Annotated in this window: 13 protein-coding genes and 5 pseudogenes; 8 read left to right on the top strand and 10 right to left on the bottom strand. The window is 29.6% G+C overall.

Annotation, left to right across the window (positions count from 1 at the left end):
• Positions 1–123 precede the first annotated feature (123 nt).
• The 6 genes and pseudogenes from ACZ1HD_RS06865 (at position 124) to ACZ1HD_RS06890 (ending at position 4355) form a co-directional block, all read left to right on the top strand.
• Positions 124–2391, top strand: a pseudogene (locus tag ACZ1HD_RS06865) (aconitate hydratase).
• Positions 2392–2454: 63 nt separating this feature from the next.
• Entirely contained in the window at positions 2455–2721 is a 267-nt protein-coding gene (locus ACZ1HD_RS06870; protein ID WP_472689001.1) for a hypothetical protein, read from the top strand.
• A 65-nt stretch (positions 2722–2786) separates the two neighbouring features.
• Positions 2787–3149, top strand: coding sequence for a peptidoglycan DD-metalloendopeptidase family protein (locus tag ACZ1HD_RS06875; RefSeq protein WP_472689002.1), 363 nt, complete (start codon positions 2787–2789; stop codon positions 3147–3149).
• Positions 3150–3217: 68 nt separating this feature from the next.
• Entirely contained in the window at positions 3218–3667 is a 450-nt protein-coding gene (locus ACZ1HD_RS06880) for a Crp/Fnr family transcriptional regulator (RefSeq protein ID WP_472689003.1), read from the top strand.
• A 113-nt stretch (positions 3668–3780) separates the two neighbouring features.
• The gene (locus ACZ1HD_RS06885) at positions 3781–3888 is read left to right on the top strand and encodes a hypothetical protein (RefSeq protein ID WP_472689298.1); all 108 of its coding nucleotides are present in this window, start codon (positions 3781–3783) and stop codon (positions 3886–3888) included.
• Positions 3889–3965: 77 nt separating this feature from the next.
• Positions 3966–4355, top strand: a complete 390-nt coding sequence (locus tag ACZ1HD_RS06890) for an anti-sigma factor (protein WP_472689004.1) — start codon at positions 3966–3968, stop codon at positions 4353–4355.
• A gap of 16 nt (positions 4356–4371) precedes the next feature.
• Here the strand turns inward: ACZ1HD_RS06890 and ACZ1HD_RS06895 are convergent, their stop codons facing one another.
• Positions 4372–4539: a hypothetical protein gene (locus ACZ1HD_RS06895; protein ID WP_472689005.1), complete on the bottom strand. Its 168-nt coding sequence runs from the start codon at positions 4537–4539 to the stop codon at positions 4372–4374.
• Between ACZ1HD_RS06895 and ACZ1HD_RS06900 the strand changes: the two genes are divergently transcribed.
• The gene (locus ACZ1HD_RS06900; RefSeq protein ID WP_472689006.1) at positions 4523–4738 is read left to right on the top strand and encodes a hypothetical protein; all 216 of its coding nucleotides are present in this window, start codon (positions 4523–4525) and stop codon (positions 4736–4738) included. The genes ACZ1HD_RS06895 and ACZ1HD_RS06900 overlap by 17 nt on opposite strands.
• A gap of 274 nt (positions 4739–5012) precedes the next feature.
• Here ACZ1HD_RS06900 and ACZ1HD_RS06905 read toward each other — a convergent pair whose 3' ends face one another.
• From ACZ1HD_RS06905 to ACZ1HD_RS06935, 7 genes and pseudogenes are all read right to left on the bottom strand, one after another.
• Positions 5013–5363, bottom strand: a complete 351-nt coding sequence (locus tag ACZ1HD_RS06905; protein WP_077809074.1) for a hypothetical protein — start codon at positions 5361–5363, stop codon at positions 5013–5015.
• 184 nt (positions 5364–5547) lie between these two features.
• Positions 5548–6730: pseudogene (locus ACZ1HD_RS06910) on the bottom strand (aspartate aminotransferase family protein).
• Positions 6731–7660 (bottom strand): hypothetical protein, encoded by a 930-nt coding sequence (locus tag ACZ1HD_RS06915; protein ID WP_472689007.1) that lies wholly within the window; start codon positions 7658–7660, stop codon positions 6731–6733. It abuts the pseudogene before it with no gap.
• Positions 7657–8274: an OstA-like protein gene (locus tag ACZ1HD_RS06920; RefSeq protein WP_472689008.1), complete on the bottom strand. Its 618-nt coding sequence runs from the start codon at positions 8272–8274 to the stop codon at positions 7657–7659. Before ACZ1HD_RS06920 ends, ACZ1HD_RS06915 begins: the two co-directional genes overlap by 4 nt.
• Before the next feature lie 217 nt (positions 8275–8491).
• The gene (locus ACZ1HD_RS06925; protein ID WP_472689009.1) at positions 8492–9763 is read right to left on the bottom strand and encodes an adenylosuccinate synthase; all 1272 of its coding nucleotides are present in this window, start codon (positions 9761–9763) and stop codon (positions 8492–8494) included.
• A gap of 41 nt (positions 9764–9804) precedes the next feature.
• Complete coding sequence (locus ACZ1HD_RS06930) at positions 9805–10254, bottom strand: Fur family transcriptional regulator (RefSeq protein ID WP_077809077.1); 450 nt, start codon at positions 10252–10254, stop codon at positions 9805–9807.
• 73 nt (positions 10255–10327) lie between these two features.
• Positions 10328–12549: pseudogene (locus ACZ1HD_RS06935) on the bottom strand (RelA/SpoT family protein).
• A 113-nt stretch (positions 12550–12662) separates the two neighbouring features.
• On the opposite strand from ACZ1HD_RS06935, the gene ACZ1HD_RS06940 reads away from it, so the two are divergent.
• The gene (locus ACZ1HD_RS06940) at positions 12663–13130 is read left to right on the top strand and encodes a hypothetical protein (protein ID WP_340934126.1); all 468 of its coding nucleotides are present in this window, start codon (positions 12663–12665) and stop codon (positions 13128–13130) included.
• Here the strand turns inward: ACZ1HD_RS06940 and ACZ1HD_RS06945 are convergent.
• A pseudogene (locus tag ACZ1HD_RS06945) lies at positions 13127–14362 on the bottom strand (M48 family metallopeptidase). The gene ACZ1HD_RS06940 and the pseudogene ACZ1HD_RS06945 sit on opposite strands and share 4 nt — an antisense overlap.
• A 2-nt stretch (positions 14363–14364) precedes the next feature.
• Positions 14365–15170: pseudogene (locus ACZ1HD_RS06950) on the bottom strand (TrmH family RNA methyltransferase).
• Positions 15171–15337: the final 167 nt, after the last annotated feature.

Here is a 15337-nt window from a genome sequence, read left to right on the forward strand (position 1 = left end):
CTATTTAGGTATAAGTTTTAAATCTTTATTAATAAATAAATCATTTATCAAATAATTATAAATTTTGTATCTTGTGAATTAGTAAAACTTATAACAAAAACCTTTAAATTATTTATAATTCTTATGGCATTTGATATTGATATGATTAAAAAAGTGTATTCAACCGTTGTTGAACGTGTTGATGCTGCTCGTGAACTTACAGGAAAACCACTAACCTTAGCAGAAAAGATTTTATATTCTCACTTATGGGATAGTAATTCTGATAAGGCGTTTGTAAGAGGAAAAGACTATGTAGATTTTGCTCCGAGATAGAATTGCTTTGCAAGATGCAACAGCACAAATGGCATTGTTACAATTTATGCAAGCTGGTAAATCTAAAGTAGCGGTACCAACCACTACCCATTGCGATCACTTAATTCAAGCTAAAAATGGCGCAAGTTCAGATTTGCAAAATGCATTAAATACAAGTAATGAAGTATTTAATTTTTTAGAATCTGTTTCTAATAAATATGGTTTAGGTTTTTGGAAGCCAGGTGCAGGAATTATACACCAAGTAGTCTTAGAAAATTATGCATTTCCTGGAGGAATGATGATTGGTACAGATTCTCACACAGTTAATGCTGGAGGGTTAGGTATGGTTGCCATTGGAGTTGGTGGTGCAGATGCAGTAGATGTTATGGCAGGTATGCCTTGGGAGTTAAAGTTTCCGAAATTAATTGGTGTAAAATTAACAGGTAAATTATCCGGTTGGACAGCGCCAAAAGATGTTATTTTAAAAGTTGCTGCTATTGTTTCTGCTAAAGGAGGTACTGGCGCTATTGTAGAATATTTTGGAGAAGGTGCTACTTCTATGTCTTGTACAGGTAAAGGTACAATTTGTAACATGGGAGCAGAAATAGGAGCTACAACTTCTACATTTGGTTATGATGAATCTATGGAACGTTATTTACGTGCTACAGACAGAGGTGATGTAGCTGATGCTGCAAATGAAGTTAAAGATTATCTAACAGGAGATAAAGAAGTATATGCGAATCCAGAGCAATATTTCGATCAAGTAATAGAGATTAATTTATCAGAACTAAGTCCGTTATTAAATGGTCCTTTTACTCCGGATTTATCTACAAAAGCTGGTGCAGATATGACAGAAGCAGCCAATGCTAACGATTGGCCTTTAAAAGTAGAGTGGGGATTGATTGGTTCTTGTACAAACTCTTCTTACGAAGATTTATCAAGAGCTTCTTCAATAGCCCAACAAGCTATAGACAAAGGTTTAAAGACAAAAGCAGATTTTGGAATAAATCCTGGTTCTGAAAAAGTTAGATATACTGCAGATAGAGATGGTATTTTAGGAATCTTTGAAAAATTAGATGCTAAGATTTTTACAAATGCTTGTGGACCTTGTATAGGGCAATGGGCACGTTATGAAGATCCAAAAAATGCTCCTAAAAACTCAATAATTCATTCCTTTAATAGAAACTTTGCAAAACGAGCAGATGGTAACCCTAATACGCATGCATTTGTTGCTTCGCCAGAGATGGTTGCAGCTGTAACTATTGCTGGTCGTTTAGATTTTAATCCTATTACAGATAAATTAATTAACGAAAACGGAGAAGAAGTAATGTTAGATGAACCTACAGGATGGGAATTGCCGCCAAAAGGTTTTGAAGTTAAAGATGATGGTTATCTAGCGCCTGAAGAAGATGGAAGTCACGTTAAAATTGCTGTAAATGAAGATTCTGAAAGATTACAATTATTAGAGCCATTTACGCCAATTGGAAATGATATTTCGGAGCAAAATTATTAATTAAAGCTTTCGGAAAATGTACAACAGACCATATTTCTATGGCAGGACCTTGGTTACGTTTTAGAGGGCATCTAGACAATATTTCTAACAATTGTTTAATTGGTGCAGTAAATGCGTTTGGTAAAAAAACAAATTTTGTTAAAAATCAAATTACAGGAGAATTTGGTGGAGTGCCGGATACAGCCGGAGCTTATAAGGCAGCAGGAATAAAAACAGTGGTTGTAGGAGATCATAACTATGGTGAAGGTTCTTCTAGAGAGCACGCTGCAATGGAACCTAGACATTTGGGGGTAGTTGCTGTAATTGTAAAATCTTTTGCAAGAATTCACGAAACAAACCTTAAAAAACAAGGAATGTTAGGTTTAACCTTTGCAAACGAAGCTGATTATGATTTAATTCAAGAAGATGATACATTTAATTTCTTAGATTTAAATGAGTTTGCACCAGACAAACCTTTAACTATAGAATTAGTACATGCAGATGGATCTAAAGATACTATTATTGTAAATCATACTTATAACCAAAGTCAAATAGATTGGTATAATGAAGGTTCTGCATTAAACTTAATAAAAAAGGAAAATGCTTAATATTTAAGTCAATTTAATATAAAACTCTCGATGAATTTCGAGAGTTTTTTTTACTTTTAATTTATGAAATTAAATCCTTTTGAATCTTTTTTAAAGAATATATCAGAAACGCCTTTATTAGCTATAGATAAAAAAATACATCTATCTAGTTATGTACCAATAAACATTTCTAATACAAATAAAGACTTATTAAGTTTTGATGTTTCTTCTTCGAAAGATTGGGAAAATTATATTGAAGCTTTTTTAAAAAAAGAAAATAAGCATGTAGCTTATGGTGGTTATCTAGAAAAAGAAATTTATATGACAGAAGTTCGTATTTTAAAAATTTAAGTGAAGAAGATAAAAGAAATATACACTTAGGTATTGATTTGTGGTGTAAAGAAAAAACCAAAGTATTGGCCGTTTTAAAAGGAAAAGTACATAGTTTTAATTTTAATAAAAATCACGGTGATTACGGACCAACAATTATTTTAGAACATAAAATCGCAGATTATAACTTTTATACTTTATATGGACATTTATCTGAAAATTCGATTCAAAATTTAAAAGTTGGCGATAAATTTAATGAAGGAGAAGTAATTGCAGAATTAGGAAATGCTACAGTAAACGGAGATTATGCACCACATTTACATTTTCAAATTATAAAAAATTTACAAGGTAATAAAGGTGATTATCCAGGTGTTTCCTCTAGTAAAGATTTAGATTTTTATAAAGAGAACTGCCCAAACCCTAACTTATTATTAAAAATTAACGATTAATTCATACTTTTTGTAAGTATATAAGCTGTTTTAAGACTTTTATAATAATTGTCTAAAACACTACCCTTATGAAAAATATATGGTTTTTTGATCACGTTAATTTGTTTCATCTTTTATGTCCACATAAATTTAAAGACTACAAAAAATGCCACAGTTTTGATACTTATCAAAAAAGTGATTATATCTATTTTACAGAAGATGCAGCAAATAAAGTTTTTCTTATTGAAAAAGGAAAAGTTAAAATAGGTTATTACACAGAAGCTGGTGAAGAAGTTATCAATGCAATTTTAACAAAAGGAGAGCTATTTGGCGAAAAGGCTATTTTGGGAGAAGAAAAAAGAAATGAATTTGCACAATCTATAGATATGAAAACGTCTATTTGCCCAATAAGTGTAGAAACAATGCATGATTTAATGCGTGATAATAAAACATTTAGTTTAAAAATTTATAAATTCTTAGGACTTAGATTTAAAAAGTTAGAGAGAAGATTACAATTAATTTTATTTAAGGATACGTAACTCGTTTTTTAGAATTTACAAAAGAACTTTGTGAAGAATATGGCTACGATTGCGAATCTACTGGAGATAAAATAATAGTTCATCCGTATACCCAAAAAGATATTGCATCTTTAATAGGTACATCTAGATCTAATTTAAATGTTTTAATGAACGAACTTAAAGATGAAAATATTATAAACTTTAATAGAAAAGAACTTAGAATTTTACAAAAAATGGCTTAAGTGTTCGCTAGCTAACATTTAAATATTTCTTTAGCTTTTAACTTTGTCATCAACATTAACAATAAACATTTAATAAGATGAAAAAAGTTTTAAACTTAGCAATTATTTTTGCTTTAACAACACTATTTGTTGCATGTAGCGACAATGAAAATGAACCAACCACAGGTAATTTAACTGTAAATTTATCAGGATTAGAAGAATTAGGTGCAGATTTTGTATATGAAGGTTGGTTAATTGTAAACGGATCTCCGGTTAGTACTGGTACATTTACTAGTGTTAATTTTCCGCAGAGTTACACTGTAGACCTTGCAGATTTGCAAGACGCTACTAAGTTTGTGCTATCTATTGAGCCAGCAGTAGATTCTGACCCAGCACCTGCAGCAACTAAAATTTTAGCTGGTGATTTTTCCGGAAATTCAGCAAGTGTAAATTCAGATAATATTGTAGTTGATGCTTCGGAGATTTAAAAACTTTAGGAGAATCTTACGGAAAATATATTTTAGCTACTCCAACTGATGACGATGATACAAATGAAGCAAGCGGAGTTTGGTTTTTAGACAATTCAGATGCTCCAACAGTTACAGCTGGTTTAGGTTTACCTGCTTTAACAGATGGATGGAAATATGAAGGTTGGGTGGTAATAAATGGCACACCTGTTAGTACCGGAACATTTTTAACGGGTTCAGGAGCCGATGATAACGCTGCAACATCTCCTTTTAAAGGAACTTTAAATAATGGTCCTGGATATCCTGGAGAAGATTATGTAATGGGTTCTGCAGCTGGTGTAGATTTTCCTACAGATTTAAAAGGAGCAACGATTGTAATATCGGTAGAGCCAAGTCCGAGATAATAGTTCAGCTCCATTTACATTAAAACCATTAGCGCATTTAGTGCCAAGTACCGCAAAAGATCATACAGTTTTAACAATGGGAGCAGGCCCTGTTGTAAATTTATCCGGAACAGTAACTAGATAACTGAAAAAATATATCTACTATTTAATTTTGTTAATGGTTGATTATTAAGAGCAATTCAATTTTTTTGAGTTGCTCTTTCAGTTTTTATCAAAAAAAATGCTCAAGTAAAAATAAATTTTAAATGAGCACCAACTAACCAACCAAGTTGTATTATTTTATTTCGAATTTTAAAGGCATCAAATAAATTTCACCTTTTTTAATTCCTTTTAAATTAACTTTCTTGTAATTAAATTTACTTTTTAAATAGGTGTTTAATTCTGATACTTTAGAATCTACAGACAGAACAACTATTTCGTTTTTATTATTAATTATAAAAGATACTTCTGCAGAGGTAGTTTGTTTTAAAACAACAGGAATCTTATTTCCTAAATAAGAAGACATTTCTGTTCTTAAGTTAGAATTTTCTTTGGTCTTTTTTAATACTGGATCTGTTGCAGTGGCTGTAAATACTGTTGATAAACTAATTGCTAATACTGCGATAATTGTTTTAAAATTTTTCATAATAAGTGTGTGTGAGATTAATGTTATACTGTAAAGACTACACTAACTTAAAAAGGTTTCACACAAAGTACTAGTTTATGATTTTATTAACGCTATTTAACTGAATTTAAGAAAATTAAGAGGTTTTTTAAAGTTTTTAAAAGTTCAAATAACTAACTTTCTCAAATAAATATTTGGTAATAAGTTATTTCGAGTTATTATTTAAACTATCTAAAATTATATTACAACCTAAAATAATTTCTTCATCAGAAATATTTAAAGGAGGAGTAACACGAAGTGCGCAATTTTCAAAAAGTAAAAAGAAAAGAATAAGTCCTTTATCTAAACAATCAAAAACTACTTTTGCTGTAATATTAGGATTTTCTAAAATTACAGCAAGCATTAAACCTTTTCCTCTAATTTCTTTTATAGCTGGATGTTTTAAATGCTTTCTAATTAAATCTTCTTTACGTAAACTTTTTTCAAGTAAATTTTCATTTAAAATCTCTGTCACTGTTGCATAACCCGCAGCTGCTATAACAGGGTTTCCTGCAAAAGTAGAAATATGACCAAGTTTTGGATTTTCTTTTAAAAGCTCCATATTTTTAAAGTCAGCAATAAAAGCACCTATTGGCATTCCGCCACCCAAACCTTTACCCGTGATAATAATATCTCGGAATTATATTGTAGTTTTCGAAGCCCCAAAAGGTTCCTGTTCTACCTATTCCTGTTTGTATTTCATCTAAAATTAAAAGTGCACCTACTTTTTCACATTTCGATTTTACTTTAGCTAAATAATTGTTTGTTGGTGCAATAAAACCAGCGCCACCTTGTATTGTTTCTAAAATTACAGCAGCTGTTTTGGTTGTAATTTTGTCTAAATCTTGTTCATTATTAAATTCAATAAATTTAGAACCAGGAATTAAAGGTCTAAAAGCCTGAATTTGTTCTTCGACTCCGAAAACACTCATTGCGCCCATAGTATTGCCATGATAAGACTTTTTTGCGGCTATTATTTCAAATCTATTTGTAACTCTCTTTGCTAATTTTAAAGCACCTTCTGTAGCTTCTGTACCTGAATTTGTAAGATAAACTGAATTTAATTTTTCTCGAGAATTTTTTACCAAGATTTTACATAAGTCTACCTGCGGTTTTTGTACAAACTCACCATAAACCATAACATGCGAATAAGCATCTAATTGACTTTTAATAGCATTTGTAACCTTCGGATGATTGTGGCCTAAGCTATTTGCAGAAACACCAGCAACAAAATCTAAATATTTTTTTTGATCTGTATCAAAAATATAACTTCCTTTTGCATGTGATATTTCTAAAGCAAATGGGTGAGGAGACGTTTGCGCTTGATATTTAAAGAAATCTTCTTTCATTTACTTATTTTTAGAAGTACTTTCTCTTGTGTTATTTTTAGGATCGTTCATAATTAAAGGTTTTATAAAATCTTTATCACTTTTTACAGGTAACTTTTGATTTTTATCATCTTTAAAAATATCTTCTTTTGTTTTTGGTTGCTCGCTTTCTCGCCAAATAAATCCTTGTAATTTTTTATCTTCTGATGGAAATAGGGAAGGAGGATATGTTTTTCCTTCTGATTTTTTTAAATATTTAATTGTAGCAATTTGTCCGTTTTCTAGAGTAAACTCAATATTACTAGATATTTCTTTGGTAATTGTTTCTATAACACCAGTTTCTTCGTTTCTGTTATAATACACAGATTCGGCATTTCCTTTTACCAACAATAATTTAAGTTTATTTTCTTTGAATTTACCAAACATATTTCTTCCTTTTATTTGGTTATATTCATCTATAGAAAGAGAATCTTTAGAAACTATAAAAGCGTTATTTAATACCTTTAAAGAATCTAATTTTTCAGTTTCTACATTAGATATTAAGTGAATAGTGTCACCTGTTATTTGGTTGCCATCAGACCATAGCACAGGGTTTCTAAACATTTTTGTAACACCTGTTTTTTGATCTGTATGTATAGAATCGCATTTACCTTGCAAATCTGATTTGAAAATTTTGACATCATGATAAGTTCTTACAATTCTTTTTCTCGGAGCACCAGTTATCAAAAGTGTATCACCATGAATAAATGTGGAATCTTTGTCTACAATAGAAATTGCCACAGCTTTTTCAATGATAAAAAGTGAATCTTTTTCTTCAAAAATTTCGGCATAATTACCACGAGTAACAAAGTTTTTAACTGTATCTATTACCTGAATATTGTTTGTAGCAGAGGCAAAACCTTGTTTTTTATCATAATACAAACTATCGCCTTCTACAGTTCTTTCTTTCAAAAAAGTTTTGCATTTTTTACAAAATAAGAAATATCTGTTTTTGTATTGTAAAAACCTCTTTCACAATAAATTTTATTTTCATTTTGAGTATTTGTAATTGTTGAAGGACCATATAAATAGGTTAAACCCGAGTTTGTATAATAATCTAAATGATTAGATTCTAGGTTATGCTCTGGGTTTACAACGGTAACTCTTGTAGTTGCTGTAAACTTTTTAGTTTCTAAATAATAGTTTCCGTTTTTACTATTTAAAGTATTTGTTTGGTCTTTTATAGTAGCATAACTTCTGTAATATAATTTCTGATTTAATCTATCAAACTGCAAAGTATCTGTAGTTAAAGTCATTTCCGGATCTTTTAAAACTACATTTCCCCAAGACAAAGCTTGTTTAGAATTAGCATCATAATCTAGATAATCACTAGTTTGCGTAATCGTATCACCTTGTTTAATAGTTACATTTTCTAATGCTTTAAAAAAGTTTTCTTTTTGATAAAACAAAGCTTGTTTACATGTAAGAATCGCGCCTTCATGCGTCATTTTTACATTACCAATTAATACGGTTGCTCCAGGATATTTGCTTTCATCTACATATTGTTGTTCTGCAGAATAAATCATTTTTTTGATTGTGAGAAACCTAAAAAACTAATTAAAAGAAAAGTAAATAATAGTATTTTTTTCAAAAGTTACTGTTTTAGGCAAAAATACTGAAAAGATAGTAGTTGATTACTAAAGAAAAGTGAAAATAATTAAGGCATTTAAACAGATTTAAAAATCAAAAAAGCATCTTTTAAATGAATAAAAGATGCTTAAATTATATAGTTTTAGAAAATAACTATCTCATAATAGTTTGTTTTCTATCCGGACCAACAGAAACAATCTTAACAGGTACGCCAGTTTCTTTTTCAATAAAAGCAACATAATCCATTAAGTTTTTTGGTAACTGATCTGCAGAAGTCATTTTTGTTAAATCTTCATCCCAACCTTTAAATTCAGAATAATTTACAGAAACATTTTCTGGTTCGATGTTGTATGGTAAGTGCGAAATTTCTTCACCTTTATAATTGTAAGATGTACAAACTTTTAAAGTATCAAAACCGTAAAGAACATCTCCTTTCATCATCATTAATTGCGTAACACCGTTTACATCTACAGCATATTTTAAAGCAACTAAATCTAACCAGCCACATCTTCTTGGTCTACCAGTTGTAGCACCAAATTCATGACCAACTCTAGCCATTTCTTCACCATCTTTATCAAAAAGTTCTGTAGGGAAAGGTCCTGAACCAACACGAGTAGTGTAGGCTTTAAAAATTCCGAAAACTTCACCAATTCTATTTGGCGCAACACCTAAACCTGTACAAGCACCAGCGGCAGTTGTGTTAGATGATGTTACGAAAGGATATGTACCAAAATCGATATCTAATAAAGATCCTTGAGCACCTTCTGCTAAAATTGTCTTTTTATCTTTAATAGCTTGGTTTAAAAACTCTTCGCTATCAATAAAAGCTAATGTTTTTAATTTATCGATTCCTTTGATAAATTCTGCTTCTAATTCTTTTAAATCATATTCTATCTGAACATCAAAGAATTCTAACATTTTGATATGCTTTTCTGTTAAAGCATCGTATTTTTCTTTCCAGTTGTCTAATTCTAAATCACCAACACGCATTCCGTTTCTACCAGTCTTGTCCATATAAGTTGGGCCAATTCCTTTTAAAGTAGAACCAATTTTAGCTTTACCTTTAGATGTTTCTGATGCAGCATCTAGCAATCTATGTGTTGGTAAAATTAAGTGTGCTTTTCTAGAAATTAATAATTTAGAAGTATAATCTATGTTATGCTTATCTAAGTTTTCTAGTTCTTTTTTAAAAATTACAGGATCTATTACAACACCATTACCAACTACATTTAATGCAGTTTTGTGAAAAATTCCTGAAGGAATTGTATGTAAAACGTGTTTGTGTCCATCAAAAATTAAAGTGTGTCCTGCGTTTGGGCCTCCTTGAAAACGAGCAATAATATCATAGTTTGTTGTTAAAACATCTACGATTTTTCCTTTTCCTTCATCTCCCCATTGCAGTCCTAGTAATAAATCTACAGCCATTAGTTGTGTAATTTGTTGTTTGTGTTGTGTATTGTTGTTAATTAAGATTTTTTCTTTTTTGTACCGTAAAAGTAAAGTGAGTGATTTTGAATATCAATATCAAAAATATCTTCTATGGTTTTTTTGATAATTTGAATTCTTGGGTCACAAAATTCTTTTACATCACCTGTATCTGTAAAAATAACATGATCGTGATTTTTGTCGAAATAACTTTTTTCATAACGGGCCATAGATTGCCCATCGAATTGGTGTTTTCTTACCAAACCGCAACTTAACAGAATTTCTATAGTGTTGTAAAGTGTGGCTCTACTAACTCTATAGTTCTTGTTTTTCATCTTAATATAGAGAGATTCTATATCAAAATGTTCGTCGGCGTCATATATTTCTTGAAGAATAGCGTAGCGTTCAGGTGTTTTTCTGTGCTTGTTTTCTTCTAAATATGCTGTAAATACTTTTTTTACTACTTCTTGATTTTCAAGAGAATTACTCATTATCTTAAAATTTTACGAAAAAGCAAAAATACAGTTATTTCTGAATAAATAACTTCTTTTTTGAAGAGTATATTTATAAACTATTAACACGGTCAACTTTTTTAACACCTTCTACCTTCTGAATGCTGTTAATTAGTTTGTTTAATTGTCCGCTATTCTTAACACTTAAACTAATTTTACCATCAAAAATACCTTCATTACCTGCAATGTTTATACTGTTAATAAAAACACCCATATTGCTAGAAATAATTTTTGTTAAATCATTTATAATACCTCTATTATCTACACCGCTAATGTGTAAAATAACCTTAAAGTCTTGTTTTGTAGAATCTATCCATTTGGCAAGCATAATTCTGTAGGCATAATTAGATTGCAAAGAAATTGCATTTGGACAATTCTTTTTGTGGACTTTTATACCTTCGTTAATTGTTAAAAAGCCAAAAACATTATCACCAGGAATAGGGTTACAACATTTAGAAAGTTTATAATCTAATTTTTCTTCTTCTTTACCAAACACTAAAGCATCGTATTTGCTTGTAACTTCTTCTGTGTCTACAGTTTCTTTATTGTTAGATGGAGACCTTCTTAACTTTGTTTTGAAAAAGTTTAAAATAGTACTGTTTCTTTGTGCAACATATGCCTTTAAGCTAGTATTGTCTATAGCACCATTACCAACTCTAAAAAACAAATCGAAACTAGTTCTAATCTTAAAAAAGTTTACAAGTTCGTTTATTGTTTTTTCGTTAAAAGGTATTTTTAAATGTCTTAATTTTCTTGTTAAAATTGCTTTACCTTCTTCTGCAATTTTCTTTTCTTCTTCTTTTAAAGCCGCTCTAATTTTTGTTTTTGCTCTTGCAGTAATTACAAAATCTAACCATCTAGCATTTGGTTTGTTATTAGAAGAAGTAATTACTTCTATTTGATCGCCACTTTTTAATTTATGACTTAAAGGAACCAATTTACCATTTACTTTTGCTCCTCTACATTTTAAACCAACATCTGTATGTATTGTAAACGCAAAGTCTAAAGCAGACGCATCTTTTGGCAACGATTTTAATTCTCCTTTTGGTGTAAAAACGTATATTTCTTTTGCATATAAATTCAGTTTAAACTCTTCTACAAAATCTACTGCATTTAAACTTTGGTTTTCTAAGGATTCTTTTAGTCTATTTAACCAAGTTTCTAAACCACTTTCGTTAGAATTACCTTGTTTGTATTTAAAGTGTGCAGCATAACCTTTTTCTGCAATTTCATTCATTCTGCTAGAACGAATTTGCACTTCTACCCATTGTGCATCTGGTCCAACTACAGTGATATGTAAAGCTTCATAACCTGTAGATTTGGGCTGAGAAATCCAATCTCTTAGCCTTGTTGGGTTTGGTTTAAAATAATCTGTAACAATTGTGTAAATTTTCCAAGCATCAAATTTATCATCATCAGAAGTAGGTTTATAAATAATACGAATTGCATATTTGTCATAAACTTCTTCAAAAGTAACATTTTGCTTTCTCATTTTTCTACGGATAGAATAAATGGATTTAAACCTACCTTTTATTTCATACGTAAAGTTCTCTTTGTCTAGACCTTTTTTTAACGTTTCGGCAAATGTTTCTAGGTATTTTTGTTGCTCTTCTTTACTTTCTTTAATTTTAGTAACAATATCTGTATAGACTTCGGGTTCGGTATATTTTAAACCTAAATCTTCTAGTTCTGTTTTAATGTTATACAAACCTAATCTGTGTGCTAGTGGCGCATAAATATATAAGGTTTCAGAGGCTATTTTAACCTGTTTGTGTGCAGGCATTGCATCCATAGTTTGCATATTGTGCAATCTGTCGGCAATTTTTATTAAAATAACTCGAACATCATCATTTAAAGTTAAGAGCATTTTTCTAAAATTTTCTGCTTGTATAGAAGCATCTTGCTCTTTATTTAATCGAGAAATTTTAGTTAAACCGTTTACAATTCGGCAATTGTTTCTCCGAACAATTGCTCCATATCATCTAAAGTATAGTCAGTATCTTCTACAACATCGTGTAATAAGGCAGCTGCGATAGAAGTTGCACCCAAACCAATTTCCATAGCAACAATTTTAGCTACAGCAATAGGATGAAATATATAAGGCTCTCCTGTTTTTCTTCTTTGTTCCGAATGGGCATCTACTGCAATCTCAAAAGCTTTTCTAATCAACTTCTTATCATCTGCAGATAAAATTTCATAAGTACCTTTTAATAGATCTTTATATCTATTTGCAATTTCCTTATTTTCTTCTTCTATAGTTGCTGTGTACTGCATATATTACTTTGTAGATAATGAATTATTCTAAAGTGAATTTAAGAATAAGAATTTTAACAAACAAGCATTTCGTTTTCTAAATTAACAGCAGTATTATTTATTATTTTTGAAAAATGAAAAATCTATTACTCGTAACCTTACTAACTTTATTTAGTTTTAATTTTTATGCGCAAGAAAATAATAAGAAGCATTCGATTTTCGAAATCCAAAAAAGGAAAATTAATATTGATATAGATACAGCTCTTTTTGAAAATTTTGCAACAAATATGTACGGATCTAAAAATAAAGATGCCGTAGTTATAGCTTTGTATTTACCGAATTCTTATGAAGATCAAAAGCTAAAAATAGCTAGTAAACAAAACGATAAAGTTTGGGCAGAAAAAAGTGCTTATGGTAAAAAAGTATATACTACGAATTACGAAATTAGTAAATCTGATAAACGGTATGTAAAATCAGAATATATTATTAGTATGCAAGATAGTTTCTGTATATCGTTAACCACAATGTTGCCTGTAAATGCATTAAAAACAGATAAAGAAATGATTAAGGATATTGTAAAATCAGTATTAAAGAAAAACTAACTTTTATTATTTAAATTTAAAACCCTTTCTAATAGAGTAGGATGCGAGTAATGCATAAAAACGTAGGCAGGATGCGGTGTTAAATTACTTAAACTATTTTTAGAAAGTTTTTTAAGAGAGCTTATTAATGGTTTTGCTGCATAGGTTTTTTTGCGAAATCATCTGCTTGATATTCAAATTTTCTAGAGATAAAATTCATTATTAAATTAGTTATTTCTGATATTGGTGAATATAAAATTCCGAAAGCAATTAGACCAATATGAAAACTTGGTTTTGTAACACTTAAGGCTTCAGAAAATATCGGATAATTAATAAATAACGATAATAAATAAAGTGTAAATCCTGTTATTAAAATTGAGGTAACAAGATTAAAAATGATATGTTTTTTCTTGTAATGCCCAACTTCGTGTGCTAAAACGGCAACAATTTCATCTGTTTCTAAATCATTTATTAGTGTGTCAAAAAGTGTAATTCTTTTTTGAGAACCAAAACCAGAAAAATACGCATTTGCTTTTGTAGAACGTTTAGAGCCATCAATAACAAAAATATTATCGAGTTTAAAGCCAACTTTTTCTGCGTATTTTTCGATAGCAGTTTTTAATTCTCCGTTTTCTAACGGAGTTTGTTTATTAAAAATTGGCACAATTAATTTTGCATAAAACATATTCATAAACAAAGAAAAGACAGCAACTAAGAGCCAAGTATACAGCCAAAAATTTTCTTTTGTTTGCTGATAAAACCAAATAATTATCGATAAAATAAGTCCGCCAATAATAATTGTCATTAGCCAACCTTTTATTTTATCTAACCAAAAAGTTTTTTAGAAGATTTATTAAAACCAAATTTTTCTTCGATAACAAATGTTTGATAGTAAGAAAATGGCGTAGTTAAAATATCAGAACCCAACATAATTACACCAAAGAAAATTAGAGCTACAAGAATGTTATTATCTGTAAAACTACGGGCAAAATTATCTACATAGCTAAATCCTTCCAAAATAAAAAAAGTAAGGTTAAAGTAAATGAAAATGTACTTGTAAGATTAGAGAATTTTGCATTTGTCTTTTTATAAGCTTGAGATTTTTTATAGGCAGTTTCTTCGTAAACATCTGCTAATTCAACCGGAATTGTATCATCAAAACGTTTTGCGTTTAAGTAATCTAAAACCTTATCGATTATAAAACTAATAATTAGAATCGCAATTAATATGTAAAACAAAGTTGTAGGTTGCATTGTTAATTGATGAGTTTATTTAAAATTTCTTTGTCTTTTGCTTCAAATAAAACAATTGCAGCTGCTACAGAAACATTCATAGAATCTATTTTTCCTTGCATTGGTATGTTTATATTTTGTGTTGCTTTTTCTCTAAAAACTTCGGTTAAACCTGTAGCTTCTGTACCCACAACAATCGCAGTTCCTTCTGTATAATTTTCTTTATAATATTCATTAGAATTCTGTAAAGTAGTCGCAAATATTTTAATGTTATGCTCTAGTAAAAAAGCAATAATTTCTTCGGATGAACCTACAGCAATTTGATTTGTAAAAACGCAACCAACACTAGAACGAATAATGTTAGAATTGTACATATCGCTTTTAGGATTTGCGATAAAAACGGCATCTGCATTTGCGGCATCCGCAGTTCTTAAAATAGCACCAATATTTCCTGGTTTTTCTACACCTTCTGCTACTAAAATTAACGGATTACTAGAAGAGAATTTAATAGCGTCTAAAGAAAAGTTTTTAGATTTTGTAACCGCAATAATGCCTTCTGTACTATCTCTGTAAGCTAATTTTTGATAAACTTCTGTAGAGATTTTAATACGATGAATATTTTCGTTAAATAAATGTAAGATTTCTTTTTCTGTAATTATATCTTCTACAAACAAAACAGTGTCAAAATTATAATTAGCAGCAATTGCTAAAGAAATTTCTCTTTTACCTTCTATAATAAATAATCCTTTTTTTTGCGTTCTCTAGACTTTTCTTGAAGTTTTAAAAGGTCTTTAACGTATGTGTTTTGTATGCTTGTAATTTCTTTCATCAATACAAATATACCTATTTATAGGTATTGTAGTAATAAAGATTTTATACAATATTTGTGTTGTAATAAAACAATTACTTTAAATTGTTAGACAGATTGTTTTAAGATCCGATTGCTAAGAAAAAGGAGAATTTAAGTATGTTTTATTACTGTTAACTGTTTTTGAT

It is taken from the genome of Polaribacter sp. HA6-7 (genome assembly GCF_055693625.1).